Origin of the sequence: Synechococcus sp. CBW1006, from assembly GCF_015840525.1 — a bacterium.
Classification (GTDB): domain Bacteria; phylum Cyanobacteriota; class Cyanobacteriia; order PCC-6307; family Cyanobiaceae; genus CBW1002.
Genome location: NZ_CP060396.1, coordinates 3,835,425 through 3,860,130, shown reverse-complemented (window position 1 = coordinate 3,860,130; position 24,706 = coordinate 3,835,425). Strand labels below are relative to the sequence as shown.

General features: G+C 66.8%; 24 protein-coding genes. 11 read left to right on the top strand and 13 right to left on the bottom strand.

Going from position 1 to position 24,706, the window contains the following annotated elements; all coding sequences use genetic code 11:
* The first annotated feature begins 82 nt into the window (after positions 1–82).
* A complete protein-coding gene (locus tag H8F26_RS19075; protein WP_197156577.1) occupies positions 83–1,240 on the top strand; it encodes a trypsin-like peptidase domain-containing protein in 1,158 nt (385 codons plus the stop codon).
* 35 nt (positions 1,241–1,275) lie between these two features.
* On the opposite strand, the gene H8F26_RS19070 is transcribed toward H8F26_RS19075, so the two are convergent.
* Positions 1,276–1,752, bottom strand: coding sequence for a GNAT family N-acetyltransferase (locus tag H8F26_RS19070; RefSeq protein WP_197156575.1), 477 nt, complete (start codon positions 1,750–1,752; stop codon positions 1,276–1,278).
* Between the two features lie 64 nt (positions 1,753–1,816).
* On the opposite strand from H8F26_RS19070, the gene H8F26_RS19065 reads away from it, so the two are divergent.
* On the top strand, positions 1,817–2,650 hold the full coding sequence (locus H8F26_RS19065) for an alpha/beta fold hydrolase (RefSeq protein WP_231605363.1): 834 nt from the start codon (positions 1,817–1,819) through the stop codon (positions 2,648–2,650).
* 10 nt (positions 2,651–2,660) lie between these two features.
* Here H8F26_RS19065 and H8F26_RS19060 read toward each other — a convergent pair whose 3' ends face one another.
* Together H8F26_RS19060 and hisG are read right to left on the bottom strand one after the other, a co-directional pair.
* Positions 2,661–4,460: an ABC transporter ATP-binding protein gene (locus tag H8F26_RS19060; protein ID WP_197156574.1), complete on the bottom strand. Its 1,800-nt coding sequence runs from the start codon at positions 4,458–4,460 to the stop codon at positions 2,661–2,663.
* The gene (gene hisG, locus H8F26_RS19055) at positions 4,460–5,137 is read right to left on the bottom strand and encodes an ATP phosphoribosyltransferase (RefSeq protein WP_197156573.1); all 678 of its coding nucleotides are present in this window, start codon (positions 5,135–5,137) and stop codon (positions 4,460–4,462) included. The genes H8F26_RS19060 and hisG overlap by 1 nt, the downstream gene beginning before the upstream one ends.
* Before the next feature lie 89 nt (positions 5,138–5,226).
* Here hisG and gloB point away from each other — a divergent pair, with 89 nt between their 5' ends.
* Positions 5,227–6,024, top strand: coding sequence for a hydroxyacylglutathione hydrolase (gene gloB / locus H8F26_RS19050; RefSeq protein ID WP_197159359.1), 798 nt, complete (start codon positions 5,227–5,229; stop codon positions 6,022–6,024).
* 19 nt (positions 6,025–6,043) lie between these two features.
* Here the strand turns inward: gloB and H8F26_RS19045 are convergent, their stop codons facing one another.
* On the bottom strand, positions 6,044–7,144 hold the full coding sequence (locus tag H8F26_RS19045; RefSeq protein WP_231598340.1) for an ABC transporter ATP-binding protein: 1,101 nt from the start codon (positions 7,142–7,144) through the stop codon (positions 6,044–6,046).
* Between the two features lie 86 nt (positions 7,145–7,230).
* On the opposite strand from H8F26_RS19045, the gene H8F26_RS19040 reads away from it, so the two are divergent.
* A complete protein-coding gene (locus tag H8F26_RS19040) occupies positions 7,231–7,647 on the top strand; it encodes a Rid family detoxifying hydrolase (RefSeq protein WP_197156571.1) in 417 nt (138 codons plus the stop codon).
* Between the two features lie 61 nt (positions 7,648–7,708).
* Here the strand turns inward: H8F26_RS19040 and H8F26_RS19035 are convergent, their stop codons facing one another.
* Positions 7,709–9,322, bottom strand: a complete 1,614-nt coding sequence (locus H8F26_RS19035; protein WP_197156570.1) for a bifunctional aminoglycoside phosphotransferase/ATP-binding protein — start codon at positions 9,320–9,322, stop codon at positions 7,709–7,711.
* A gap of 119 nt (positions 9,323–9,441) precedes the next feature.
* Here H8F26_RS19035 and pyrC point away from each other — a divergent pair, with 119 nt between their 5' ends.
* The 4 genes from pyrC to H8F26_RS19015 all read left to right on the top strand — a co-directional run bounded on the left by pyrC (position 9,442) and on the right by H8F26_RS19015 (position 15,753).
* Positions 9,442–10,524, top strand: coding sequence for a dihydroorotase (pyrC, locus tag H8F26_RS19030; RefSeq protein ID WP_197156569.1), 1,083 nt, complete (start codon positions 9,442–9,444; stop codon positions 10,522–10,524).
* Positions 10,525–10,620: 96 nt separating this feature from the next.
* The gene (locus H8F26_RS19025; protein ID WP_197156568.1) at positions 10,621–12,117 is read left to right on the top strand and encodes a bifunctional orotidine-5'-phosphate decarboxylase/orotate phosphoribosyltransferase; all 1,497 of its coding nucleotides are present in this window, start codon (positions 10,621–10,623) and stop codon (positions 12,115–12,117) included.
* Positions 12,118–12,250: 133 nt separating this feature from the next.
* Complete coding sequence (locus H8F26_RS19020) at positions 12,251–12,487, top strand: DUF3136 domain-containing protein (RefSeq protein WP_197156567.1); 237 nt, start codon at positions 12,251–12,253, stop codon at positions 12,485–12,487.
* Positions 12,488–12,621: 134 nt separating this feature from the next.
* A complete protein-coding gene (locus H8F26_RS19015) occupies positions 12,622–15,753 on the top strand; it encodes an efflux RND transporter permease subunit (protein ID WP_197156565.1) in 3,132 nt (1,043 codons plus the stop codon).
* On the opposite strand, the gene H8F26_RS19010 is transcribed toward H8F26_RS19015, so the two are convergent.
* The 3 genes from H8F26_RS19010 to H8F26_RS19000 form a co-directional block, all read right to left on the bottom strand.
* On the bottom strand, positions 15,742–16,452 hold the full coding sequence (locus tag H8F26_RS19010; RefSeq protein WP_231605361.1) for an SDR family NAD(P)-dependent oxidoreductase: 711 nt from the start codon (positions 16,450–16,452) through the stop codon (positions 15,742–15,744). The two genes, H8F26_RS19015 and H8F26_RS19010, sit on opposite strands and share 12 nt — an antisense overlap.
* On the bottom strand, positions 16,449–17,375 hold the full coding sequence (locus H8F26_RS19005; protein ID WP_231605359.1) for a cation diffusion facilitator family transporter: 927 nt from the start codon (positions 17,373–17,375) through the stop codon (positions 16,449–16,451). Before H8F26_RS19005 ends, H8F26_RS19010 begins: the two co-directional genes overlap by 4 nt.
* 176 nt (positions 17,376–17,551) lie before the next feature.
* Positions 17,552–18,328, bottom strand: a complete 777-nt coding sequence (locus tag H8F26_RS19000; protein ID WP_197156561.1) for a GGDEF domain-containing protein — start codon at positions 18,326–18,328, stop codon at positions 17,552–17,554.
* Positions 18,329–18,454: 126 nt separating this feature from the next.
* Here H8F26_RS19000 and H8F26_RS18995 point away from each other — a divergent pair, with 126 nt between their 5' ends.
* Complete coding sequence (locus tag H8F26_RS18995) at positions 18,455–19,945, top strand: IS66 family transposase (RefSeq protein ID WP_197153750.1); 1,491 nt, start codon at positions 18,455–18,457, stop codon at positions 19,943–19,945.
* Positions 19,946–19,981: 36 nt separating this feature from the next.
* On the opposite strand, the gene H8F26_RS18990 is transcribed toward H8F26_RS18995, so the two are convergent.
* From H8F26_RS18990 to H8F26_RS18980, 3 genes are all read right to left on the bottom strand, one after another.
* A complete protein-coding gene (locus H8F26_RS18990) occupies positions 19,982–21,073 on the bottom strand; it encodes a hypothetical protein (protein WP_197156560.1) in 1,092 nt (363 codons plus the stop codon).
* 118 nt (positions 21,074–21,191) lie between these two features.
* Positions 21,192–21,698 (bottom strand): hypothetical protein, encoded by a 507-nt coding sequence (locus H8F26_RS18985; protein ID WP_197156559.1) that lies wholly within the window; start codon positions 21,696–21,698, stop codon positions 21,192–21,194.
* A gap of 38 nt (positions 21,699–21,736) precedes the next feature.
* Entirely contained in the window at positions 21,737–22,324 is a 588-nt protein-coding gene (locus H8F26_RS18980) for a hypothetical protein (protein ID WP_231597977.1), read from the bottom strand.
* Between the two features lie 641 nt (positions 22,325–22,965).
* Here H8F26_RS18980 and H8F26_RS18975 point away from each other — a divergent pair.
* Positions 22,966–23,133: a hypothetical protein gene (locus H8F26_RS18975; protein WP_197156558.1), complete on the top strand. Its 168-nt coding sequence runs from the start codon at positions 22,966–22,968 to the stop codon at positions 23,131–23,133.
* Positions 23,134–23,149: 16 nt separating this feature from the next.
* Here H8F26_RS18975 and H8F26_RS18970 read toward each other — a convergent pair whose 3' ends face one another.
* Positions 23,150–23,446, bottom strand: a complete 297-nt coding sequence (locus H8F26_RS18970; RefSeq protein WP_370594653.1) for a DUF6737 family protein — start codon at positions 23,444–23,446, stop codon at positions 23,150–23,152.
* Between the two features lie 69 nt (positions 23,447–23,515).
* Between H8F26_RS18970 and H8F26_RS18965 the strand changes: the two genes are divergently transcribed.
* Entirely contained in the window at positions 23,516–24,244 is a 729-nt protein-coding gene (locus H8F26_RS18965; protein WP_197156557.1) for a DUF3598 family protein, read from the top strand.
* A gap of 33 nt (positions 24,245–24,277) precedes the next feature.
* Here H8F26_RS18965 and H8F26_RS18960 read toward each other — a convergent pair whose 3' ends face one another.
* Positions 24,278–24,670, bottom strand: a complete 393-nt coding sequence (locus H8F26_RS18960) for an MAPEG family protein (RefSeq protein WP_197156556.1) — start codon at positions 24,668–24,670, stop codon at positions 24,278–24,280.
* Positions 24,671–24,706: the final 36 nt, after the last annotated feature.

Here is a 24,706-nt window from a genome sequence, read left to right as displayed (position 1 = left end):
CGTTGCGTCACCTCGCGGGTGCTGAATATACGCAGCTCCTGGGGGGCGGTCGGTCTTAAATGAATCATTCAGGCCGCGCGTGATGCTCCCTCGCCGTACCCCCTTCGCCTTGCGGCACCTGCCGCTCCTGGCCCTGCCCGCCAGCCTTTTGGTGGTCCTGGGGGGCTGCCAGGGCAATTTCCTGCCCAACATCCGGATGCCCGGCGCCAAACCCGCGCCGCCGGAGCCAAGGATCAGTGATGCCGCACCGGCGACCTCGCTGCAGCCCGGCCGCAACGTCATTGTCGACGCGGTGGACAAGGTGGGTCCATCGGTGGTGCGGATCGACACCACCAAGCAGGTGATCAATCCCCTAGGCGGGCTGTTCGGACGGGGTCCCTCGATCCAGCAGCAGCAGGGGCAGGGCTCGGGGTTCATCACCCGCTCCGATGGGGTGCTGCTCACCAATGCCCATGTGGTCGAGGGGGCCGCCGAGGTGAGCGTCACCCTGCCGGATGGCCGCAGCTTCAATGGCAAGGTGCTGGGCAGTGATCCGCTCACCGACGTGGCGGTGGTGAAGGTGGTGGCCTCCAAGCTGCCGGTGGCCCCCCTGGGGGATTCCGCCAAGGTGCGGCCAGGGGAGTGGGCCATCGCCATCGGCAACCCCCTCGGCCTCGACAACACCGTGACCGCCGGGATCATCAGCGCCATCCAGCGCACCAACGCCGTGGGGGAGGGTCAGCGGGTGCCCTACATCCAGACCGATGCGGCGGTGAATCCGGGCAACAGCGGTGGACCGCTGATCAACGACCGCGGTCAGGTGATCGGGATCAACACCGCCATCCGGCAGGCGCCGGGGGCGGGCCTGAGTTTCGCGATCCCGATCAATGTGGCGCGCCAGATCGCCGCCCAGATCCTGGAACGGGGCTACGCCAGCCATCCCTACATCGGGGTACGTCTGCAGGCGCTCACGCCCCAGCTGGCGCGGGAGATCAATGCCACCACGAACCAGTGCCGCCTGCCTGAAGTGAACGCCGTGGTGGTGGTGGACGTGATTGACGGCAGTCCCGCCGCCGCCGCTGGCCTCAAGCCCTGCGATCTGATCGAACGGGTGGGTGAGAAGGCCATGAAGAACCCCTCGGATGTGCAGCTGGCGGTGGATCAGGGCCGTGTCGGCCAGCCCCTGGCTCTGCGGGTGCGGCGAGGGGATCGCTCCCTCGATCTCACCATCCGGCCGGCCGAACTGCCCCGCAAGAGCTGATCCGGGGCAACGTCTGGAGTCGCCTCAGCCCCGGATCAGGGGGAGTACCAGAAGGCACAGCGGCGGCTCAGGGGCTCCAGCTCCCAGCCCTGGCTCTGATAAAAGCCCACCACGCCGGGGTCAGCGAACAGGCTGACCCGCTCCACCCCCATGGCCTGGAGCTGATCGATCACGTAGACCATCAGCTGTTTGCCCAGGCCTGCTCCCTGGTAGAGCGGATGCACGGCCACGTCCCAGACCGTGGCCTCGATCACGCCGTCGCCGGTGCAGCGTGCGAAACCGACCAGGCGCGGAACGCGGGGATCATGGCGCCAGAGACTGACCCGCAGCAGGCTGTGCTGCAGGGCCTTGCGCACCCGCCGCAGGGGCCGACGGTTCCAGCCCACCGCATCACAGAGCTGCTCCAGTTCGATCAGATCGATCGGCCGCTCCTGACTCAGCACCAGGTGCACCTGTGGATTGGGGGTGGGGCAGAGACGATGGGTCGCGCCGTAGAGCTCTTCCAGCAGCACCCTGAGCTAAGCAATCGGACGATCCTGCCCCATCCCCGCGCCTGATGGGGGCTCCTGCGCGAGGGTGGGGCGAGTTGCGGCCGTTGGCACCCTGAGCCTCCCTCCTGTCGCCCGTACGGCCCCACCGCTGCTGGTGGCGGTTCATGGCTGGCTGCTCTCGGGCCGGCTCTGGCAGCCCCTGGTTGAGGAACTGGGACGGTCCTGGGAACTCTGGTGCCCCGATCTGCCGGGTTTCGGGCACGCCGTGCGGCCCCGCGGTCTGCAGCCCAGCCTGGCCAGCTATGGCCGCTGGCTCGCGGATGCCGCCACGGAACGGGCCGCCGGCCGGCAGGTGGTGCTGATCGGCCACTCCCTGGGGGGCAGCGTCGCCCTCCATGCCGCCCCGTGGCTCGGGGCCAGGCTGGCTGGTCTGGTGCAGATTGCCGCAGGGGGTGGGGTCTATCAGCCGCGCCCCTTTGCCCTCGTGCGCCGCGCCGGCTGCGCGTTTGTGACCCTCCGCCCCCGTTGGCTGGGGCGGCTGCCCGGCACCGCCTCGATTGCGGCGCCACTGCTGGCGGATGCGCGGGCGGCCCGTGGCCTGCTGGCCTGCAGCACCAGCCGCGCGGCGGTGCGGCAACTGCCGGCGCTGACCGCCGAGCTGGTGGTTCCCAGCCTCTGGATCAGCGGCAGCAACGACGGCGTGATGGCACCGCGCTATGTGCGCCATTTAGCTGGATACACCCGCCATCACCGGTTTGAGGAGATGACGGGGGCGGGCCACCTGCCGATGCGGCAGCGGCCGGTTGAGCTGGCGGCTCTGATCCGCAGCTGGTTGGAGGAGGAAGGAATCGGCTTCGTAACCCCTGAGCTGGCCAGCGATCCGATCGCCCCAAGCCCCGAGCCTGTGGGGCGCCACTGAAGGCCGAAGCTCAGAGCCTGGCCAGCCCTTTCTCCTGGAGGTCGGCCAGCTGGGCGTAGAGGCCACCGGCTTCCCGAAGGTCGCGGTGGTTGCCCTGCTCGATCAGCCGGCCCTTGCGCAGCACCAGGATGCGATCGGCTGCCTCGACCGTGGCCAGGCGGTGGGCGATCACAATGGCCGTGCGCTCCTGCAACAGCGATTCCAGGTCCCGCTGCAGGGTGGCCTCGGTGGAGGGGTCGAGGAAGGCGGTGGCTTCATCCATCACCAGCACGGACGGATCGCGAATCGCCACCCGAGCCACCGCCAGCAGCTGGCGCTCGCCCGAGGAGAGATTGGCGCCCCGCTCGCGCAGCTCGGTCTGGAGACCATCCGGCAGGCGACGCAGCAACGGATCGAGACCCAGGTCGTGGCAGAGCTGTTTGAGTCGGGCGTTGTCGATGGCAGCATCGAGCCGGAGATTGTCGGCCACGTTGCCGCTGAACAGGAAGGTGTCCTGCAGCACGACCCCAAGCCGCTGGCGCAAGGTGGGGATGGGCAGCTGACGGATGTCGATGCCGTCGAGCAGGATGCGGCCTCGCTGGGGCTCATAGAGGCGGCAGAGCAGGCGAATCACGGTCGACTTGCCGGAGCCGGTGGGTCCCACAAGGGCCACATGCTCGCCGGGGGCGATCCGGAAGCTGAGATCCTCGAGGATCGGGTCGTCGCTGCGGTAGGCGAAGGAGACGTTCTCGAATACGACCTCGCCGGCACTGGCCCGCAGGGCGCCGCTCCGGATGGCGGCGGCACTGCGTTGCTCCTCCGGGAGGTCGCCGATCTCGATCGGTTGCTCCAGCAACTCACCGATCCGCTCAACGGCCGTGAGGCCACCCTGAATCTGGGTGAAGCGCTCGGCCAGCTGGCGCAGGGGATCGAACAGCCGCTGAGAGAACAGGATGAAGGTGGTGAGCACCCCCAGGCCCATGCTGCCGCTGGTCACCATCCAGCCCCCAAGCGCCAGCACCACCGCCACGGCGGAGAGGGCCACCCATTCGATGAAGGCGGAGATCGAGCTGTCGAACAGGATCGTGCCGGTCACGGCCTTGCGGTAGGCGTCGGTGGTGCGGGCGAAGCGGGCGCTGTTGTAGGCCTCGCGGCGGAACATCTGCACCACCTCCAGCCCCTGCATGTTTTCCTGCAGATCGGCGTTGAGCTGGCCCAGCTCCTCCCGCACCCGGTAGTTGGCCGTGCGGTAGCGGCCCTGCAGCCAGAGGATGCCCAGGGTTACGGGCACCTGGCTGAGCAGCAGCAGCAGGCCGAGGCGCCATTCGATCGAGATCATCGTGATCGCGATCACCAGCAGCGTCACCAGATCGGCCAGCACCCCGAAGGCACCGCTGCCGAACACCTCCGCCAGGGCATCGACGTCGCTGGTCAGCCGGGTCAGCAGCTTGCCCACCGGCGTTCTGTCATGGAACCGCAGCGACAGGGCCAGGGCGTGACGGAAGAGATCGTCACGGATGCGGGCCGTGAGCCGCTGGCCGATCGCCTGCACGTTGTAGCTCTGGGCGCTCTGCAGGGAGAGCCGCACCGCCACCGCCGCCAGCAGCAGCAGCACGAGCCACCGCAGGGCAGCGGGGACCGGCTGGCCCTGCAGCCAGGCCATGGTGGGTTCGCCCCGCAGAACGGCGATCGCCTGGCCCACCAGAAGAGGTTGCACGGCGGCCGACAGGGCCAGGGGGATCAGCAGCAGCAGGGTGAGCAGCAGTCGGCGCCGATCCCGGCCCAGGTAGGGAATCAGACGAAGCAGACGCTGGCGATCGAGGCTGGCCATCAGCCGGCCTGCGCCAGGGCCGGCTGCGGCGACCGGCTGGCGGGTTGTCCCACGCTGGCGATCCGGTCGATCAGGGTCTGGAGCTCGCCGCCATCGAGCCGCAGGGCGAGGGGATGGCCGATCAGACGGGCGGTGCTGTGGAACAGATCTTCGATCGCCACCAGACCGTTGTCCTGCAGGGTGCGGCCGGTGGCCACCAGATCGACGATCGCCTCGGAGATGCCGGTGATCGGCCCCAGCTCCACCGATCCGGTGAGGTGGATCACCTCCACCGGCAGATCCAGGGCTGCGAAGAAGTCTTCCGCGCACCGGGTGAACTTGCTGGCGATGCGGCAGTGGGCCGGCAGATCCGCCGCCCGGGTGTAGCCGCTCGCGGCTTTGACCGCCACTGCCATGCGGCAGCCGCCGAAGCCGAGATCCACCAGCTGGGCCACCGGCAGTTGGTGCTCGCGCAGCACGTCGTACCCCACCACACCCAGCTGGGCCTGGCCGTAGGCCACATACACCGGCACATCGCCATTGCGCACCAACAGGGCGCGGGCGCGGCCACAGCTGCTCTCCACCATCAGCTGGCGGTTGTCGGGATCGAGCAACGACGAAAAATCGAGACCGGCCGCTGCGAAGCGCCGCACCGAATGCTTGAGCAGAGCTCCTTTGGCCAGGGCGACGGTGATCATGGCGGGCTCGGCGGGGGGCGCGCAGCCAGCGCTGCGGCGCAGATCATGCAGCGGTGATCATGGGACCGAGCCGCAGCCGGACTTTAACGATGGGACTGACCACGCCGGGACTGGAGACCCCACCGCACCTTCCAGCGCCTGCTCTCGAGGTCTCGCTGCTGCCGGTGCTGCAGGACAACTACGTGTTTCTGCTGCGCCGTGGCAACGAGGCGGCGGTGGTGGATCCGGCCGTGGCCGAGCCGGTGATTGCCGCCCTGGAGGGCCAGGGGCTGGAGCTGGTGGCGGTGCTCCAGACCCACCATCACAGTGATCACATCGGTGGCACACCGGCGTTGCTGCGGCGCTGGCCGCAGGCGGCCGTGATTGCTTCCGCCGCCGATCGCTCCCGCATTCCCTTCCAGACCCGCGGCGTGCGCGGTGGCGACCGCTTCGAGCTGCTGGGAACAACGGTTCAGGTGCTGGAGGTTCCCGGTCACACCCGCTGCCATCTCGCCTTTCACCTGCCGAAGGAAGAGCAGGGCGATCCGGTCGGCGGCCACCTGTTCTGCGGTGACACCCTGTTTGCCGGCGGCTGCGGGCGACTGTTCGAGGGCACACCAGCCCAGATGCATGCCTCCCTCCAGAGCCTGGCGGCCCTGCCTGCCGCCACCCGGGTCTGGTGCGCCCACGAATACACCGAAGACAACCTGCGCTGGGCCGCGGCCGAGCAGCCCGGCGATGCGGCGATCGCCGCCCGGCTCGCCCAGGTGCAGAACGACCGCCGCCACGGGATCCCCACCATTCCCAGCACGATCGCGCTGGAGCGGGCCACCAACCTGATGGTTCGGGCCACCACGGCCGAGCAGCTGGGCGAGCGCCGCGGCCGCAAGGATCACTGGCGCGGCTGAGGGGGCTGGCAGGCGCTGCTCAGAGCGCCACCAGTGCCTGCCGCTCCGGGAACAACAGGGCCGCTTCACCGCGGCGCAGGCGCAGGCGGCAGCGTTGCCCGCGGGGATGTTCCTGCTCCAGGGGCAGCCGCAGCCGCAGCTGCACCGCCGCCGCACCCGAGCCCTGCTGCACCTGATACAGCCAGTCGCGGCCCAGGAACTCGCGGCCCATCACCCAGGCGTCACCCTCCCCATCGGCTTCGAGGCTGATCGCCTCCGGGCTGATCAGGGCTTCGAGCACCTCGCCCTGGGAGGGCTGGAGATGCTGGCCGTCGAGGGGAGCCAGCCGGCCCAGGGCCGTGTCGAGATGGTCGCCCTGCCGCCGGGCCGGCACCAGGTTGCCCTGCAGCACAAAGCGGCCCACGAAGGGTGTGGCAGGCCGCTGCACCAGATCCCGCGGGCTGGCGCACTGATCGAGGTTGCCGTTGCGCAGCACCGCCACCCGATCACAGATCGCCAGGGCCTCTTCCGGGTCGTGGGTCACGATCAGGCCACTGGCGCCGCAGCGGCTGAGCACCGCCGGCAGTTCGCTGCGCAGCCGCAGGCGCACCTCCACGTCCAGGTTGGAGAAGGGTTCGTCCAGCAGCACCACTGAGGGCCCTGGCGCCAGGGCACGGGCCAGGGCCAGGCGCTGGCGCTGGCCTCCCGAGAGCTCGTGGGGATACCGCTCCTCCAGCCCCTTGAGCCCGAGCAGTTCCAGCAGCCAGGCCGCTCGGCTGCTGTCCTGGCCGCGCCGCAAGCCGAAGCAGGCATTACGCCAGGCATCGAGATGGGGGAACAGGGCATAGTCCTGGAACACCATGCCGACGCCACGGCGCTCCGGTTCCAGCCAGCGGTTCGGCCCCGCCACCACCCGGCCGTCGATCGCCACGCTGCCGCGGCTGGGGTGCTCGAAGCCGGCGATCAGCCGCAGCAGGGTGGTCTTGCCGCAGCCGGAGGGGCCCAGCAGGCCCACCAGCTCACCCTGGGCCAGGCTGAGATCGATGCCTCGCAGGGTCCAGGCTTCGGGGTCGGTGCCGGGATAGCGGTGCCAGAGCCCCTCGATCCGCACGTGCTGGCGCCGCGGCAGATCGGGAGGCATCAGGGAGTCGAGGTCGCTGGCGATGGGGCCGGGGCCGGGAAGGGCCATAGTCTCAGCCGTCATCTTCTCCCAACGGTCCCCGGGCCATGAGCGCGTCCTCCCCCAGTGGTGCCCCGCAGCTGGAAGCCGTGATCACCAGCGACGCACCGGCCCCGGTGGGTCCCTACAACCAGGCTGTGAAGGCGGGCGGTGTGCTCTATTGCTCCGGCCAGATCGCCCTCGATCCGGCCACCGGCGCCATGGTGGGTGACGGCGACGTGGAAGCCGAGACCCGGCAGGTGCTGGCCAACCTGCAGGCGGTGCTGGCCGCCGCCGGCTGCACGCCCCAGCAGGTGGTGCGCACCACGGTCTTCCTGGTGGATCTGGGGGATTTCGCCCGCGTCAACGCCCTCTACGCCGAGGTGTTCGGCGCCGGCATCTCCCCGGCGCGGGCCTGCGTGCAAGTTGCGGCCCTGCCCAAGGACGCGCGGGTGGAGATCGATTGCATCGCGGTGCTGGCCTGAACTGGGCTGGCCTGAGGCGTGATGCCCGCCGGCGTGATGTCCGGAGGCGCTGCCGGTCGCTTCAGACCCTGAGGCGTTGCCTCAAGGCGGCGGTGGTGCATTCCGGGTCGGCCGTTGCATCGACCTGCACAGCCTGGGACCTCTCCCCGGAATCCAGCGGTTCGAGCGTGTGCCACTGCTGCCGTACCACCGCCGCGTCGGCGTCGGAGGGATCGTCCCCCCGGCGGCCTCGCTCGGCGATCCGTTGCAGCACCAGCTCGGCAGGGGCGCTGAACTCCAGGATCACCAGGGGCACGCCCCAGCGCCGCGCCCGCTCCGCCCAGGCCTGCCGCTGACGTCGCCGCAGGAAGGTGGCATCCACGATCGGTGTGAACCCACCAGCCAGCACCGCTTCGGCCAGCTGTGGCAGGCGCTGCTCGAACAGCAGGTCAGACATGGCGGCTCCGTACAGGGGGCCGCTGGCCTGGGGGTGCCGCTGGCGGGGCTCTCCCCACAGGCCCGCCAGCCGCTTGCGTTCCACGTCGGAACGGATGCGGATCGCCCCCAGCCGTTCGCAGACCTGCAGGCTGTGGTGGGATTTGCCGGATCCCGACACCCCGTGGGTGAGCACCAGTGCCTGCGGAGTCGGCCGCATCAATCCCTCCGCCAACGCCAGATAGCGCTCCACGCTGGCCGCTGTGGACGGGTCTCCAAGGGGGGGCAGGCCCTGCTGCGTGGCGCGCAGCACCGCCACCTTGGCCCGCACCAGGGCGCGGTAGGCCTCATACCAGCGCCAGAGCCGCAGGCCTTCGTAGTCGCCGCTGCTCTCCAGCCAGCGGTTGAGCAGCCGCCAGCCCAGGCCCGCATGGCCGCTCTGGTGCAGATCCATCACCAGGAAGGCCAGATCGCTGATCACGTCGATCCAACGCAGGGCAGGGTTGAACTCGAGGGCGTCGAACACGGTGATCCGCCCGCCCAGCAGGGCCATGTTGCCGAGGTGCAGATCGCCGTGGCCTTCACGGATCCGCTCCGCCTGGCGGCGGGCGGGCAGCAGCGGCGCCAGGGCGGCCAGGGTGGTGCGGCTCCAGTCCTGCAGGGGCCGCAATCGGGGGATCAGGACCTCCACCGCCATCAGCGCCGCGATGTTGGCGTCCGCCGGCGCCACCACCGCCTCGAAGCTGCCGTAGGGGCCTGACGGAGCGGCGATGGCGGCCCGGGCCTGAAAGCAGGCCAGATCGTGGGCCAGCCGATCGATCATCCCGCCATTGATGGCACCCCGTTTCAGGGCGGCCGGCAGCAGGTCGTCCTGATCGAACTGGCGCATCCGCACGGCCACATCGATCATCGCGTCGAGCTCGTCTTCGAGGGGAGCGTCGCTTGGCCCCATCAGGGCCTCGGGCGGGCCGAAGCGGGCCTGCCCCACCGGGCCGAGAATCGGCACCACGTCCAGGTAGAGATCGGGCGCGAGCCGTTGGTTGAGCCGAAGCTCCTCGGCGCAGAACTGGCGGCGGAGCTCCAGGGTGGAGAAATCGACGAAGCCGAAGCTCACCGGTTTCTTGACCTTGTAGGCGTACGGCCCGCTGAGCAGCACCCAGGAGATGTGGGTCTCCAGCAGGACGATCCGGCCCACGGGATGGTCGTAGGCCGCTGGGCGCCGCAGGGCCGTGATCAGGGCGTTCGCCTCCCGGTAGGTCACCTTGCCGGTGCCGCTGGCTCCAATGTGGCGGCCCGGGGGTGTTTCAGCCGCCTGGATCGGGCAGGGCGGTGGCCGCTGCCTAGGGTCAATCCTGGCTTGTCCCTGTTCTGCCGTTGCCCATGGCTGTCGAGCGCCTCACGATCCGTCAGCCCGACGACTGGCATGTGCATCTGCGCGACGGCGCCATGTTGCAGGCCGTGGTGTCCGACACGGCGCGGCAGTTCGCCCGGGCGATCGTGATGCCCAACCTGCGGCCGCCGATCACCACGGTGGCGGCGGCCCGGGCCTACCGCGAACGCATCCAGGCGGCCCTTCCGGATGGATGCACGTTCACGCCGCTGCTCACCGCCTACCTCACCGACACGATCGATCCGGCAGAGATTGCGGCCGGCTTCGCCGACGGTGTGTTCACGGCCTGCAAGCTCTATCCGGCCCACGCCACCACGAATTCGGCGGCGGGAGTCACCGATCCCGCGGCGATCGCGCCGGTGCTGGAGACCATGGAGCGGATCGGCATGCCCCTGCTGATCCATGGCGAGGTCACCGAGGCCTCGATCGACATCTTTGATCGCGAGGCGGTCTTCATCGAGCGCCATCTGCAGCCGCTGTTGCAGCGCCATCCCGCTCTGAAGGTGGTGCTGGAACACATCACCACCGCGGATGCGGTGGATTTCGTGCGCGGGACGCCCGCCAATCTGGCGGCCACGATCACACCGCACCATCTGCACATCAACCGCAACGCCATGTTCAGCGGTGGCCTGCGGCCGGATTTCTACTGCCTGCCGGTGGCCAAACGGGAGCTCCATCGCCTCGCCCTGCGGGCCGCGGCCGTCTCCGGTGACCCCCGCTTTTTCCTGGGAACCGATTCGGCGCCCCACGGTCGCGCCGCCAAGGAAACGTCCTGCGGCTGCGCCGGCATCTTCAACGCACCCTGGGCCCTGGAGAGCTACGCCCAGGTGTTTGATCAGGAGAAGGCGCTCGATCGGTTCGAGGCCTTTGCCTCGGTGTTCGGTCCCCGCTTCTACGGCCTACCCCTCAACGAGGGCACGATCACTCTGGAGCGGGTGCCCCAGCCGATTCCGGCGCAGCTGCACCGCAATGACGCGGCGGGCCGGGCGATCGAGCTGGTGCCCTTCCATGCCGGCGAGACCCTGCCGTGGCGTCTGGCGACCCCTCTGGCCCACGCGATTGCCGCTGGATGATCCGGGCCATCCAGGTGCGGATCAATAAGTCCTGTGTCACGCAGGTGTCTGCTGCAGAGCGGCCGGCTTAGCACCCATCCATGCCGCCCCCCGCGCGTGGGCTTTTTCGTTTCCCTCACCGAAGCCATCGCCGAGAACCAGTCGCTGCTGGTGACCGGGCTGGACCCCAACCCGGAGATGTTGCAGAACTGGGTGCAGCGCCGTGGCATGGCGGGCCGCTCCTTCCTCAGTCAGGCCCGCTACTGGATCAAGGAGGTGGTCGAGGCCACCTCCACCCATGTCTGCGCCTACAAGCCCAGCCTCGGCTTCTACCAGGCGCTCGGTCCGATCGGCCTGGAGCTGCTGCGCGAGGTGCGTGAGCTCGTGCCGCTCAGCATCCCCTTGATCATCGACGCCAAGCACGGCGATCTCAACACCTCCTCGGCCCTGGCGCATTACCTGTTCCGCGATCTGGGGGCCGACGCCGTGACCCTCTCCCCCCTGGCCGGTCAGGACATCGCCGCCCCGTTTCTGCTGCATCCCTCCCGGGCGGTGGTGGTGACCTGCCACAGCTCCAACGCCGCCGCGCGGGTGCTGCAGCACTATCCCGACGAGACCAATCCGCTCTATCTGCGCATCGTGCGCGAGTGCCAACTCTGGGCGACGCCGGAGCAGTTGCTGCTGGAGGTGGGCACCAGTGATCCGGAGATCCTGGCGCGGGTGCGCCAGGAGGCGCCGGAGCGGTTTCTGATCCTGCGCAGCCTCTGGGGGGAGGAGGAGCGCCTGGAGGCACTGCTGCAGGCCGGCCTCACCGCCGCGGCCGATGGCCTGCTGCTGCCGCTGCCCCAGAACCTGCTGGTGGAAGACGACATCGGCCCGCGGGCCGAGCAGCTCAAGCTCCGCATCGAGGAACAGCGGTTGCGTTGCCTTGAAGCCCGACCGATCGGCGGTGATGGCTCCTGCCAGCTGTGGTTACCGCAGCCCGAGGCGGCCGTGGATCCGATGGAGGAGTTGATCGTGGATCTCTTTGATATCGGTTGCCTGCTGTTCGGTGAGTACGTGCAGGCTTCGGGGGCCGTGTTCAATTACTACATCGACCTGCGTCAGATCATCTCTGATCCCAATCTCTTTCACCGGGTTCTGCATGCCTATGCCGAGGTCATCGAGGGGCTGCCGTTTGATCGCATCGCCGGCATTCCCTATGGATCTCTGCCCACGGCCACTGGGTTGTCGCTGCAGCTGCACAAACCACTGATTTATCCCCGCAAGGAAGTGAAGGCCCACGGAGCTCGCCGCTTGATCGAGGGGGATTTCGATCCCGGTGATCGTGTGCTGGTGGTCGACGACATTCTGATCACCGGCCGTAGTGTGCTGGAAGGCATCGGCAAGCTTGAAAGTTCGGGTCTGATCGTTGACGACGTTGTCGTGTTCATCGACCACGGCGGTGTCGCCGATTCCAGCGCCCGCGAGCGGCTTGATGCGGCTGGAGTCCGTTGCCATGCCGTGCTGGACATCGATCGCATCACCGCGGCCCTGCGGGCTGTGGGCCGCATCGGTGAGACCGAGCTGGCGGTGCTCGAGCACAGGACGCTAGTCACGGCCTCGGTGCCCTGATGGGAGGGCGCCCTCGTGTGTTGCGATTGTCCCGTGGCCTCGGTAGCGACTGTTGCCGAAGCGCCCCGGTGCCACGATCAACCCGTAGGGTGGTCGATGACCGCACTCAACCCTCTGGGTTGCACGGAGGCCTATGACCAGCGTCAAGCCCCTCACAGGAGTGTCTCAGACTCTCACCATCGGGGAGCTGGAAGCCAATTATTCCCTCTATTGCAAGGCCATGCGCCTGCTGCTCAAGGAGGGCAAGGCGATTGAAATGATCAAACGCACCGTCTGCTGGAGTCGCCTCGAGCAATTGCATACCTGTCTGCCCAGCCGCTACAAGTCGCCCGATTACCTCTATGTCGTTCTGAAGCGCGACATCGGCTGAGTTTCCGCATCCCAACCTCCCCGCCCTCGCGCTGAACGGCCCTTTCCGGCAGGATCTCAGCGTCAACAGCCACTCCTCCGTTAGGCGGTAGCTGCTGACTCTTCCTTGAGTTTCCCTCCTGAGCTGCTGCCGTCTTGAAGTCGGTCTCCGATCCCTTCCTGCGCCGCCCAGTGCTCACCCTGGTCTGCAGCCTGTTGGTGCTGCTGATCGGCTTCGTCAGCCTGGCGGGCCTGCCGGTTGAAAATCTGCCTCCGATCGCGCCGGGTCGGGTGTCCGTGAGGGCCAGTTATCCCGGTGCGGGCCCCGAGGTGGTGGAACAGGGGGTCACCAGCCTGCTGGAGAAGCAGCTCAACGGCCTGGAGCGACTCGATGCGATCCGCTCGGTGAGTTCCTCCAACGGCAGCCTGATCACTCTCTCGTTCGAGGGTGGTGATCCGGAGATCAACCAGATCAACACTCAGAATGAAGCCACGGTGGTGGCGCGGCAGTTGCCGGCCCAGGTGGTGCGTCTTGGCGTTCAGGTGCGCCGCAGCTCCGATGATCTGCTGATGGTGCTGAGCTTCAGTGCCGACCGCAGCCAGTACGACGACGCGTTTCTGAGTGGCTGGGTGGAGCAGACGGTGCGCGACCGCCTGCATCGGGTGAACGGCGTGGGGGAGGTGGCCCTGTTCGGTGGCAGCTCCCTGGCCTTCCGGCTCTGGCTCGACCCTGCGGCCCTGGAGGAGCGCAACCTCACGATCAAGGACATCAGCGACGCTCTCGAAGACCAGAACGTGCTCGCCACGCTGGGTCAGGTCGGAGAAGCACCATCGCCCGCCGATCAGCTTGTCACCCTGCCTCTGCGCATGGAGGGCCGGCTGCGCAGTGTCGCCGAGTTGGAGCAACTGGTGGTGGCACGCAGTGGCAACGGCGGCATCACCCAGTTGCGCGAGGTGGGGCGGGTGGAGCTTGGCAGTGAGTCGTACGACACGATCGCCACCAACCTGGCCGGCGATGCCGTGGTGGCGATCGGGGTGTTTCAGCGCGACGGCAGCAATGCCATGGAGGTGAGTCGAGCGGTGAATGCCGCTCTCGATGAATTGCGGCCGCGCTTTCCTCCCGGGGTGGAGCTGCAGCTGATCGTGGATGAAGCCGACAACGTGCGGGCCAGCATCGACCAGACGGTGGTCAGCCTGCGGGATGCCGTGCTGCTGGTCTTCCTGGTGCTGATGCTCGGCCTGGGCAACAGCCGCCTGGCTCTGATCACTGCCGCAGCGGTGCCGGTGGCCCTGGTGGGATCCCTCAGCGTGCTGCTGGCAACCGGCACCTCGATCAATACCCTCAGCCTGTTCGGCATGGTGCTGGCCACCGGCCTGGTGGTGGACGACGCCATTGTGGTGAGTGAGGACATCGGCCGACGGCTCGAGAACGGCACCCCGCCGATGCAGGCGGCCCGCGAAGCCATGCACGAACTGGGTGGGGCCGTAATCGCCACCTCGCTCGTGCTGGTGGTGGTCTTCCTGCCGATCCTCACCCTGTCGGGAAGCCTGGGTCGCCTCTATGCCCCGATCGCCATTGCGATCAGCGCGGCGATCGTGTTCTCCACCTTCAACGCCCTCACCTTCACCCCAGTGGCCGCCAGCCGGCTGCTTCACGCCGAGCGGCGTGAGCCCGCCTGGCTGGCCCGCTGGATCACCCCTCCCCAGCGGTGGCTCGAGGCGCTGGAAGCTCCCTACGGCCGCTGGCTGGATCGGGTCATGGCCCGTCCCCGGGCGGTGCTGGCCGTTCTGCTGGTTGGTCTGCTCTGCACCGGGTGGGCCCTGCAGCAGCGGCCTACGGCCTTCATCCCCCAGGAAGATGGCGGCCAGTTGCGTGCTGCGGTGGTGCTGCCCGATGGCGCCGCCCTGCCCCAGACCCAGCAGGTGATGGAGCAGGTGCGTCAGGTGATCGCCGCGGAACCGCTGGTGGCCAGCGGGAATTTCTATGCCGGTCGCTCCTTCGGAGACAGCAGTCCGAACAAGGGCAGTGTGTTCCTGCGGCTGCGACCGATCGAGGAGCGGCGCTCCGCGGATCAGAGCAGCGCCGCCGTGGTGAAACGTCTTAATGCAGCTCTGCGCGGACAGGTGCGCAACGGTCTGGTGCAACTCAGCGAGGCCCCCACGGTGCGGGGGTTCAGCAGCGAGGGCGGCCTGGAGCTGGAACTGCTCGATACCAGTGGCGGGCAGCTGAGCCTGAGCGATTTCCAGCGGCAGGCTGAGGCCTTCATTGCCGAAGCTCAGGCCAGTGGGCTGTTCGAGAGGGTGTCGACCCGGTTCACCGCCGATTCGCCCCGCTTGCTGCTGGTGCCCGACCGGCTGCAGATGGCGTCGTTGGGGGTGAAGTTGTCCGATGTGGTGGACACGCTCGGTGCCAGCTTCGGCAGTGAATACGTCAACGACAGCTTCGAGAGCGACGAGGTGCGCCGGGTGATTGTGCAGCTCGATGGTCGTCATCGCCGCGATCAGACCGATGTGCTCTCCCTGCGCGTGCGCAACCGCGACGGACGGCTCATCCCCCTGGCCCAGCTGGTGAGGGTCGAACAGGACACCGGACCCACCACGATCAACCACAGCCGTCTGGCGCGTGCCATCTCGATTCGCGCCCTGCCCAAGGCGGGGGTGAGCACGGGCCAGGCGATGGCAGAACTGGAGAGGCTGGGCAAGAGCCAGGGCAACAGCACCGATCTCGAATGGGCTGGACTGGCACGGGAGGAGCGCAAGGCAGGCGGAGGAAATCTGCGGGTGTTCGCCCTGGGGGTGGTGGTGATGGTGCTGGTGTTAGCCGGCCTGTACGAGAACTTCGCCGACCCGTTCATCATCCTGATCACCGTGCCTCTGGCTTTGCTGGGGGCGGTGCTGGGCCTGGCCCTGCGAGGCCTGCCGCTGGATGTCTATGGCCAGATGGGCCTGCTGGTGCTGGTCAGCCTGGCCGCGAAGAACGGCATTCTGATCGTGGAGTTCGCCAACCAACGGCTGGCTGAAGGAATGGACCTGCAGGCGGCGATCCACGGCGCCGCCCTGGCAAGGGTGCGACCGATCCTGCTCACGGCGATCTCCTCGCTGGCTGGATTTCTGCCGTTGCTGTTTGCCAGTGGTGCCGGCTCAGCCAGTCGCATCAGCATTGGCACCGTGGTGTTCTTTGGCCTGCTGGTGGCCACAGTGCTGACCCTGTTCGTGGTGCCGGTGATCTACCGACTGGTGAAGGGCTGGGAGCGCCGCCGTCTGCAGCCCCACAGTTCAGCTCTCTAGCTGGCAGCTCACCGCGTAATCGAACGGCACTGCAGCCGGGGGCAGATCAAGCAGGTGGGCGACTGTGGCGGCAAGACTCTCCGGCTGGGTCATCGCGTCGGGCGTGAGCGTCTTGACGCCTGCCGCCATCTCGGTGTTCACCCAGCTTGGGCAGAGGGCAGTGACCCGGATTCCGGCGTCCCAGCCTTCGTTGCGCATTGCCTGACAGAGGCCCAGCAGGGCGAACTTGCTGGCGCCGTAGGCAGCGAGGTTGCCCTTGATCCGCTTGCCGCTCATCGACACCAGCACGATCAGCCTGCCATCGCCACCGGCGACCAGATGGGGCCAGGCCGCTCGACTCAGCCACCAGGGTCCCATCAGGTTCACCTCAAGGGTGTGGGCGATCTCGCGCTCCTCGCCGCTGGCGAAGCCCACCCCCACCCGCGAGAAGATACCAGCGCAGTGGACTACCGCATCAAGGCCGCCGAAGTGTTCCACACTCGATGTGACCCAGGCCTGGGCGGCGCCGGGGTCGGTGGCCTCGTAGGGGTGGATCATCAGGGTCTCGTTGCTGCCTCGGGTGCCAAAGACGGTCTTCATCGCGTCGGGGCTGCGCACACCCAGGCTGAGCCGATGACCGCGGGCATGCAGCCGCTTGGCCACAGCCAGGCCGATGCCCCGGCTGGCTCCACTGATCAGAATTGTGCGGGTGCGATTCACGCTGGTGTCTCGCCGGGCTTCACCCATTCCAGTTCCAGAGTGGAGTGATCGATGCCCAGCTCGGCCAGTCGCTCACGGGCCTGTGCCAGCAGCGCGGTATCGCTGACGCCGTTGTTGCGGCACCGCAGATGGGCGGTAAGGGCGGTGCGCGAGGTGCTCATTGCCCAGATGTGCACATGGTGAGCTTTCTCCACGCCTGGCAGCTGCTGCAGGGTCTGGCGCACCAGGTCCAGCTCAATCGTTCGCGGTACGCCATCGAGGTTCACCAGCACCGCCTCCCGCATCAGCCCCCAGCCGCTCCAGGCCACGGCCAGGCCAACACCGACCGCGGTGAGTGGATCGATCCAATCCCAGCCGGTGCAGCTCACCAGCACAGCGCTGACCAGCACCGCCGCCGATACCGCCGCATCCGTGAGCAGATGCACCACCGCGGCCTTGCGGTTGAGATTCCGGCCGTGGTCGTGGCCGAACAGGCGTGCCGAGAACAGGTTCACCAGGATTCCCGCTGTTGCAGCCCAGATGACCGGCGTGCTACTGATCGGCTGGGGATCCCGGAGCCGTTGCAGCCCCTCGACGATCACCACGGCGGCGGCCATCAGGATCAGCGTCGCATTGACCAAGGCAGCCAGCTGGGTGCTGCGTCCGAAGCCGTAGGTGAAGCGGCCGCTGGCCGGGCGGTCGCTGAGGTGCTCCGCTCCCCAGGCCAGCAGCAGGCCAGCCACATCGCCGAGATTGTGGATCGCATCGGAGATCAGGGCGAGCGATCCGAAGCCGACACCGATCGCGATCTGCAGGCCGGAAAGGACGCTGTTCAGCAGCACGCTCCAGCGGAATGCCGATCCCCTGGCGCCGGATATCCCTGGATCGTGGCTGTGGCTGTGGCTGTGGCTGTGGCTGTGGCTGTGGTTGGACATCACGGCCATTCGCTCAGGACTTGCGGTCGGGGGTGTCGCTCGGCCGCAGGACCAGCACTACCGACCCCGCCACGATCAGCAGGATGAGCCCCAAGCCGGCCAGCACCGGCAGCAGAACGTCGTTGTCCATGTCATGCAGGGGTGCCGCGTGCCCCATCCTGGCGGCGCGGCAGGGCATCGGCCAGTCAACCCACCGTGACCTGGTTGCGACCGTTCTCCTTGGAGGCATAGAGGGCCGCATCGGCGCGAGCCATCAGGGCCTCGGCATCATCCTGGCCGGGACTGTAGGTGCTGAGGCCCAGACTGATGGTCACCTGCACTGCCGTGCCATCGAGGATGGTGACGGCTTCCGCGACACCGAGGCGTTGCAGTTCGGCGTAGTTGCGACCGGTTTCGCTGGAGCAATTCGGTAGCAGGATCGTGAATTCCTCACCACCGCTGCGACAGAAGCAATCGGTGGCCCGCAGGCGGCTGCGGATCGTATCGGCGACGTTCAGGAGCACGGCGTCGCCCATGGCATGGCCGTAGGTGTCATTAACGCGTTTGAAATAATCGATATCAAAGCAGAGATAGCTCAGCTCGCTTTCTTGACGATTAGCGCGAGCGATCTCATCTTCCAGTCGTCGAACAAGTTCTCGACGGTTATAGCATCCGGTCAGTGGATCAGTAGTGCTGAGATGATGCAGCTCCTGACGTGATTTCTCGAGCTTGGCATTCATATCTTCCAGCTCCAGGCTGAGCCGGTTGACGCGCAGGAGCCGACTGTTGATCAGTTTCACCATGGCATTGAGCTCCAGGATGACGGAGGTTGCCAGACTGGGTACCGCGTAGAGGCTGGCTTTGCCACTGCCCTGCCTGGCCTGGTGGCGGAAGATCGGGGCCAGCACCTTCACGAACTGTTGATCGAGGCTGCGGCCCAGCCAGTGGCTCAGCAGCGCCCCGATCAGGATCACCCAGGCCATCAGTCCCACGGTCTGAGTGGTTGTATCCGTTCAGGGGGCGTGACAGCTCGCGGCGAACATCGGCCCTGCTGAACCCTTGACGACAGCTTGATTTCCGGTTGCATCTCAGGTAGAGACCCGCCTGTGATGACCGCACATCCGGCTGGAATTCCAGAAGCCGACTGGCTGGAAACTCCCGCCAGCGTCAGAGCGCTGATCAACGCCCAGCAGCAGGAGATCGAGCTGTTGCGCGGCCAACTCACCTCCTTGGCCACCGAGTTGGCAAACCTGCGTGAGCGGATCGGACGCAGCTCTCGCAACTCATCCAAACCTCCCTCCAGTGATGGTCTGGGTTTTAAGCCGCCAGAACGGCGCAAGGGCAGTGGCCGCAAGCGGGGCGGCCAGCAGGGCCATCCCGGATCCGGACCAGAGCTGCTGTCGATCGAGCGGGTGGATCAGGTGGTGGATCACCACCCTGATGCCTGCCGCCGCTGTGGCACCTTGCTCCAGGGAGAGGATCTCGATCCCCTGCGCCATCAGGTGATCGAGATCCCGCCGATTACCCCGCTGGTGATCGAGCACCGGCTGCATCGCCTGGTCTGCCCCTGCTGTTCCACCAGCACCTGCGCCTCGTTGCCGGCGGATGTGGAGGCCAGTCACTACGGCCCAAGGCTCAGTGCACTGGTGGGCCTGCTGGGCAGTGCCTTTCCGTTGAGTTTCAGCAAGACCCAGGCCCTGCTCCAGCAGCTGGTAGGAGTGGAGATGAGCCGCGGCGCGATTGCACGGGTCCGCCAGCGCTTGAGTGCAGCACTGGAGCAGCCCATGCAGGAGGCCCTTGCTTTTGCCCGCGTGCAGCCGGTGGCCTACGTAGATGAAACTGGCGCCCCCACCGGCAATGCCGACGGCAACAATCCCACTGGAAAGCGGGGCTGGCAGTGGGTCATGGTCACCGCCGTGGTGACGGTATTTGTGCAAGGGCTGAGTCGATCGACGACCGCTGCCATCGAGCTGCTGGGGAACGCCTTTGGCGGGATTGTGGTGAGCGATCGCTTCTCGGCCTACAACCACCTGCCCACCAAGCAGCGCCAGCTGTGCTGGGCGCACCTGATCCGCGACCTGACGGCCATCGCCGAACGCCCGGGCGCCAGCGCTGAATTCGGAGCCCAGCTGCTGGGCCTGCAGCAGCAGCTGTTTGGCCACTGGCACCGCTACAAGGAGGGAAAGATTGACTGGCCCGCCTTGCAGCAAAGCTGCCGGCCGATCCGCCAGACCTTTGAGACCACGCTGCAGCGGGTAGTAGAGCTCGGCTACCAGCGCGGCGAGCGAACGCCTTGGGCCAGCACAGTGCGCACGTGCCAGCAGCTCCAGAAGGTGACAGGTGGGTTGTGGACCTTCCTGGAGAACGAGGGAATAGAGCCCACCAACAACGCCGCAGAACGTGCCCTGCGCCAATCGGTGATTCAGCGCAAGATCAGTCAAGGAGTCCAATCCCGCCAAGGTGCGATCTGCCGGAGCCGCCTGCTCACGGTCACCACTACCCTCAGGCAACAGGGGCGGGATGTCTGGGAGTTCCTGGAGCAGGCCTGGATCGCCCATCACCGCGATGGGGTGATGCCGTCACTGCTGAGCGATCCCTGAAGGCAGAAGAAAGGACAAGGAAGAGTCTCTGATCGCTCAGCGGTGAGCGATCAGGCTTGCATTCGTGCGGTGGGGCGTCCCGACCCCTGAACGCATACGAGTGGTTTGACGTTGCAGCGCCTGGATCGTTTCGGCGGCGGAGTAGGCCACGGTGGTCTGGGTGGAGGTTTGGCCTGTGAGGTGACGATCAATCGTGGTGTCGTAGATCCAGTAGCCCTGTTCGAGCCTTCGCTTCCAGGGTTGACGATCACGAGGGATCTTCAAGGTCAGACTCTGTACTGAAAGGATCGGCTGATCAATGGGTTCGTAGTCGCGGGTCAGGGTCTCGAACAGTTTGGTGTCTGTGCTGTGGATTTCACCATTTCCCTGGTGGATGCGTACCTCCATGCGCTCCGTTCCATTAGGCAACGCCCGTTTCATGACGGCAAATTCAGCGTCTGTCATCGTGATCGCCGCATTGGCGACCAGTCTGAGCATGTGCTGCTCTCTCTGTTGCAGGGATAGCTGAAGATTGCGGGACAGAAGTGAGCTGACCGCGAAGGTGGGGATGGCGATGGCCAGCAAGACGATGCTGATGCTCAATCCCCGAATGGAGATTCCCTTGACGACAATTTTCCCTGGAAAGCGATATTTGATCACCAGGTAGAGCGTGAAGCCGATCGTGGTATTCACAACACTGTTCACGCCTTGCACCAGCGCCTGTGTCAGCCCGTCGACGCTGCCCAGGTTTGGCAGCAGTGCGGTGAACAGCAGAATGATCGGAGTGCCGGCTACAAGCCAGAAGCCGACATCCGCCAGGATGATGCGGCCGTTATCGGCATTGCGGCGGCCTTCGTTGAGGCGATCCAGAAACAGCTTCAGCCATACCGCTTCCAGCAAGACAACCGCAAGGCACCAGGGACCCCGTTGCCAGGTTTCCGCCAGTGCCTCAACGGCACCCACCAGAACGCCCCACCAACCGAACCGCAGCACGGCGAAGACGGTGGCGATCGATCCCAGTTGCCAGCGGGCTCCAAAGAACGGCTGAAGGGGAAGCAGACTTCCCGCCGCTGCCCCAACGGCCAGTGCCGCGACGGCCCAGTGTTCACCGAACCATTGCCTTGGGTTGGAGCCGGCAGCCCAACGCATCGGTTCTAGTCGTCAGGGTTGATCAGTCAGTCTTGCGCCCGATCGGCCTGGTCGATTGTTCAGGACAGCGTGGCTGGTGGAGTCCCCGAGTTGGTTGTCCGAGTGGATGGTCGTGATATCAGCGGTAGGGCGCCAGGCCAAACCCCTCGCGTTCGCTGAGCCCGGCCCCTGGTGATGGCACCCTTGCCGGAGGCGTCGCATAGGGCCTGACGGCGATGCCGTTGCCGCGGCCCCGGACACCAGAGGGGATGCTGCCTCGGCGCAGCTGAGCCAGCAACGGATCACAGCCTCCGGCACTTCTGATCACCTGCTCGACTTGTCGGGGGGAGATCCCTGACTCCCATCCCCTTGGCCAGCCCCGTCGCTGGGCCTGGTGGTTGACCAGAGTCCGGGCCTGGACGCGGTCGAGTTGGCCATCTGAGTACAGGCACTGCACGACGGCCAGGCTGGCCAGCTGGTCGGACGGTCGGCGAGGAACGGTCGTCGGAAATTGCGGCCGATTGCCGTTGTCGTTGAGTCCGGGAATACCGAATCCACCACCAAAACCACCACCAAATCCGCCTGGAGCAAGGCTGGAGAACTGACTCAGGGCTGCCATGGCCAGGGAGAGAAGCAGGTCGTTCATGGTCGAATCCGGGCTTGATGAGTCAATGAAGAGAGGCGTCAACCGCAATAGCGTTCGAACAGTTGGATCACCTGCGATGGGGGCAGCTGGGCTGTGTATCGGGCCTCCAGCTCTCCAGCCCGTTGGCGGGCTGGATAGAGCCGCAGGGAAGCCAGATCCTGTGGTGATCGTTTGGCCAGGGCCTCGGCCATGGAGCGGTGGTAATTCGGATCGGTGATGGCACCGCCGCGGCAGGCCTGCATCCGATGGGTGGCCTCATGGGCCAGGGTGTTCCAGACCTCCCTGGGGTTGCTGTGCACTCTGCAGATCACGATCGTGTCGCTGCCGTGGCTGTAGAGGCCCTGCAGCCCCCGCTGGGTGCAGTCGCGTTGCACCACCTGAACCCCGGAACGCTTCAACAGCAGCCGCAGGCGATCGATCGCTTCCCAGTTGGTCGCCCCTGCTGCCGTGGGGACAAGGGCCAGGCCGATGGTCGCCAGCCCCAGAAAGGCAAGCCCCAGGATGTCGCTCAGGCTCCGTTCAAGACGAATCGGGGCCTCAGGGGGCCTGGGCTCCTGGGGGGTATGGGTATGGGGCACGGCCAGTGGCTGGCCATCAGCCCGTGGGACGTGATGGGGGAGATTCATGGCGGCAGGTGAGCCACGTCTTCACTGTCCGTCCGAACGGGCCCGTCAGGTGTGACTTGCCGTGGCCAAGGTGTGACCGGATGTGATCACAGACTCGGTTGGGGGGCTTCCTTCATCGTTCTGGGTGACGACAACCATGCGCGAAGAGCGGCGGTGAACCCAAATCTCCGGGGATTCCGCTGGCACCTGCCCCCATGGTGAACGGTTGCCAGGTGCGCTCACCGGACGTGGCAACACCGAGTCGGCGAGCGATCGGGTCGGCGCTCCTCTGGGGCAGGTCGCTGTTGCGGTTCGTGAGTATCCAGTGATTCCGGGGCGTTGGTGAGCACCCGTGGCGGGCATGTCCAGCGGCCAGGTGCCGAATCCCCGGGAGACAAGCTGCGACTGGTCCGAGCTTGAGCCGCAGGGTTGGATTGGACATCGCCCGGGACATGGAAGAGCCCCACGTTGAACTCCGCAACTGGCTCATGAAGTTCCGACAAGCACCCTGGCGGCAGGTGATGGTTGCGCGCAGGCGCGGACTGTGCGGCCGGGGTCGATCGCCTGGTCAGAAGCACCTGCAGGCGAAGTGGAAAAGCAGGGCCCGGCGCAGCTTCCGCAAAACAACGTTACAATTCTCACAATCTTTGGATTGAGCAGTCGTGGGTGAGCTGGTCGATGTGGGTGGAGGACTCCAGGGTGGCTTCGGGATCGTGTCTGGGATGGTCAGCCTTTTCGCCCTCGGCCTCTACGCCCTTCTCCAGGGTGATCGGGAGAACAACGATGACGACGACAATCACGGCGGTGGCTTGATGCAACCAGTGGCCTGATACCTCCTGGAGTCTTTCAGGCCTGCTCAGGGGTTTCTGGCTTTTCAGGGTCCAGCTGTGCCCGATAAGCCGCTGGAACCAGCACCAGGAACAGCAGCCACCACAGCAGCACCCCCGAGGCCACAAAGCCGCTCAGCCACCAGCGGTGCAGCAGCCACCAGCTCGCCGCCACCGCCACCACTCCCGTCAGCAGAATCGACCAGGGCTGGCACCACCAGGGCTTGGTGGACCAGATGCCCGGGCAGGCTGTCGCCTGGGCCGATGGAATCTGCGGCAAGCCTGAGCGCGCATTGGACACGGTGGGTTCGGACACAACCGTCCTGGAGGCGCACAACCCTCCCATGGTCCCTTCACGGCAGCCCTTCGGCTCCACTCCATGCCCATGACCACCAACGCGCCGCCTCTGACCGTTCGCCCCGACCCGGGACTTGCATTGCCGCGTGGCAGTCAGCGGCGCACCACCCTGCTCCAGCACAACGCCGGCCTCTGGCAGGGCACCTTCATCCGACTCGACGGCCAGGGCCACGAGCTCGACCGCTTTGCCAGCCATCTGGAGGTGCAGGAACTGATCACCGGAACCGAGGATCAGGACATCCCTGAGATCGAGGCGGCCCTCACGAATGGCAGCACCGGTGCGGTCCGCACGATGCGCTTCCGCGAGCCGCCCTCGGAGATGCAGATCGCTGCCGATGGCCACTGGAGCCTGGGCCCGAGCCGGATCGGCCCCTGGACCTGGGTGAGTGAACTGTGTGTGGTGCTGGGCGAGCGTCGCCGCAGGGTTGTGATCGAGCTCGCCGCCGAGGGCCTCTCCAGCCTGGTCTACGTGAACGAAGGGCGCCCGGGCCGCCAGGATCCGGTTCCACCAGCTCCACTTCGTCTGCCGCCTCCCACCACCGTGTGGCAGGCCAACGGTGTTTCGCTGCTCCGCTGGCAGCCGGAAGCGGATGTGCTGATCGATATCCCGCTGCAACGTCAGCCGGATCAGCCCCAGCTGGTGGCCCTGCAGTGGCAGCCGGCCTGGGCCAGCCATGGCGCTCGCATCGAGCGGCGTCACGATCGTTATGGCCTGCTTGAGTCGATCAATTGCAGGGCTCCAGAACCGCAACCTTGATCCCGTGGCGATCGCGGTGGTTCAACCGGGCCTTCAACCCAGCTTGGCCACCACGCCCACGAAGGCCATCACCAGCAGGGCCACGCTGACCAGAAAGGCGATGCCGAAGCCGGGGCCACGCTTGTCCGGCGCCTGCATGTAGCCCACCGCATAGGCGATCCGCGCGCCGATCCACACGAAGCCAAGGGCGCAGGCCACGCCGGCCTGGTTGAGGGTCACCGCCATCCAGAAGGTGGGCAGGAAGAACACCAGCTGCTCCAGGGTGTTCTGCTGGACCCGCAGGGCGCGCTCGAATTGTTCGGGTCCTGTGGTGGCGGGGGGCTTGACCTGATGCTGGACCCGCGCCCGGCCCACCAGCAGGGCCGTGGCCTGGTACAGCACCAGGGCCAGGATCGTGACCAGAGCAGGCAGGGGCGGCAGGCTCATCGGAATGGGGCGGCAGGGGCCTGGGGCAAAGCGGAT

Bases quoted from the DNA above. Each gene is read 5' to 3' on its own strand.
- gloB (WP_197159359.1), top strand. From the start codon at position 5,227: ATGGGACTGACCACGCCGGGACTGGAGACCCCACCGCACCTTCCAGCG.
- H8F26_RS18980 (WP_231597977.1), bottom strand. From the start codon at position 22,324: ATGAATCTCCCCCATCACGTCCCACGGGCTGATGGCCAGCCACTGGCC.
- H8F26_RS19020 (WP_197156567.1), top strand. From the start codon at position 12,251: ATGACCAGCGTCAAGCCCCTCACAGGAGTGTCTCAGACTCTCACCATC.
- H8F26_RS19040 (WP_197156571.1), top strand. From the start codon at position 7,231: ATGAGCGCGTCCTCCCCCAGTGGTGCCCCGCAGCTGGAAGCCGTGATC.
- H8F26_RS18990 (WP_197156560.1), bottom strand. From the start codon at position 21,073: ATGCGTTGGGCTGCCGGCTCCAACCCAAGGCAATGGTTCGGTGAACAC.
- H8F26_RS19000 (WP_197156561.1), bottom strand. From the start codon at position 18,328: ATGGCCTGGGTGATCCTGATCGGGGCGCTGCTGAGCCACTGGCTGGGC.
- H8F26_RS18985 (WP_197156559.1), bottom strand. From the start codon at position 21,698: ATGAACGACCTGCTTCTCTCCCTGGCCATGGCAGCCCTGAGTCAGTTC.
- H8F26_RS19060 (WP_197156574.1), bottom strand. From the start codon at position 4,460: ATGGCCAGCCTCGATCGCCAGCGTCTGCTTCGTCTGATTCCCTACCTG.
- H8F26_RS18995 (WP_197153750.1), top strand. From the start codon at position 18,455: ATGACCGCACATCCGGCTGGAATTCCAGAAGCCGACTGGCTGGAAACT.
- pyrC (WP_197156569.1), top strand. From the start codon at position 9,442: ATGGCTGTCGAGCGCCTCACGATCCGTCAGCCCGACGACTGGCATGTG.
- H8F26_RS19075 (WP_197156577.1), top strand. From the start codon at position 83: ATGCTCCCTCGCCGTACCCCCTTCGCCTTGCGGCACCTGCCGCTCCTG.
- H8F26_RS18965 (WP_197156557.1), top strand. From the start codon at position 23,516: ATGACCACCAACGCGCCGCCTCTGACCGTTCGCCCCGACCCGGGACTT.
- hisG (WP_197156573.1), bottom strand. From the start codon at position 5,137: ATGATCACCGTCGCCCTGGCCAAAGGAGCTCTGCTCAAGCATTCGGTG.
- H8F26_RS19005 (WP_231605359.1), bottom strand. From the start codon at position 17,375: ATGGCCGTGATGTCCAACCACAGCCACAGCCACAGCCACAGCCACAGC.
- H8F26_RS19045 (WP_231598340.1), bottom strand. From the start codon at position 7,144: ATGCCTCCCGATCTGCCGCGGCGCCAGCACGTGCGGATCGAGGGGCTC.
- H8F26_RS18960 (WP_197156556.1), bottom strand. From the start codon at position 24,670: ATGAGCCTGCCGCCCCTGCCTGCTCTGGTCACGATCCTGGCCCTGGTG.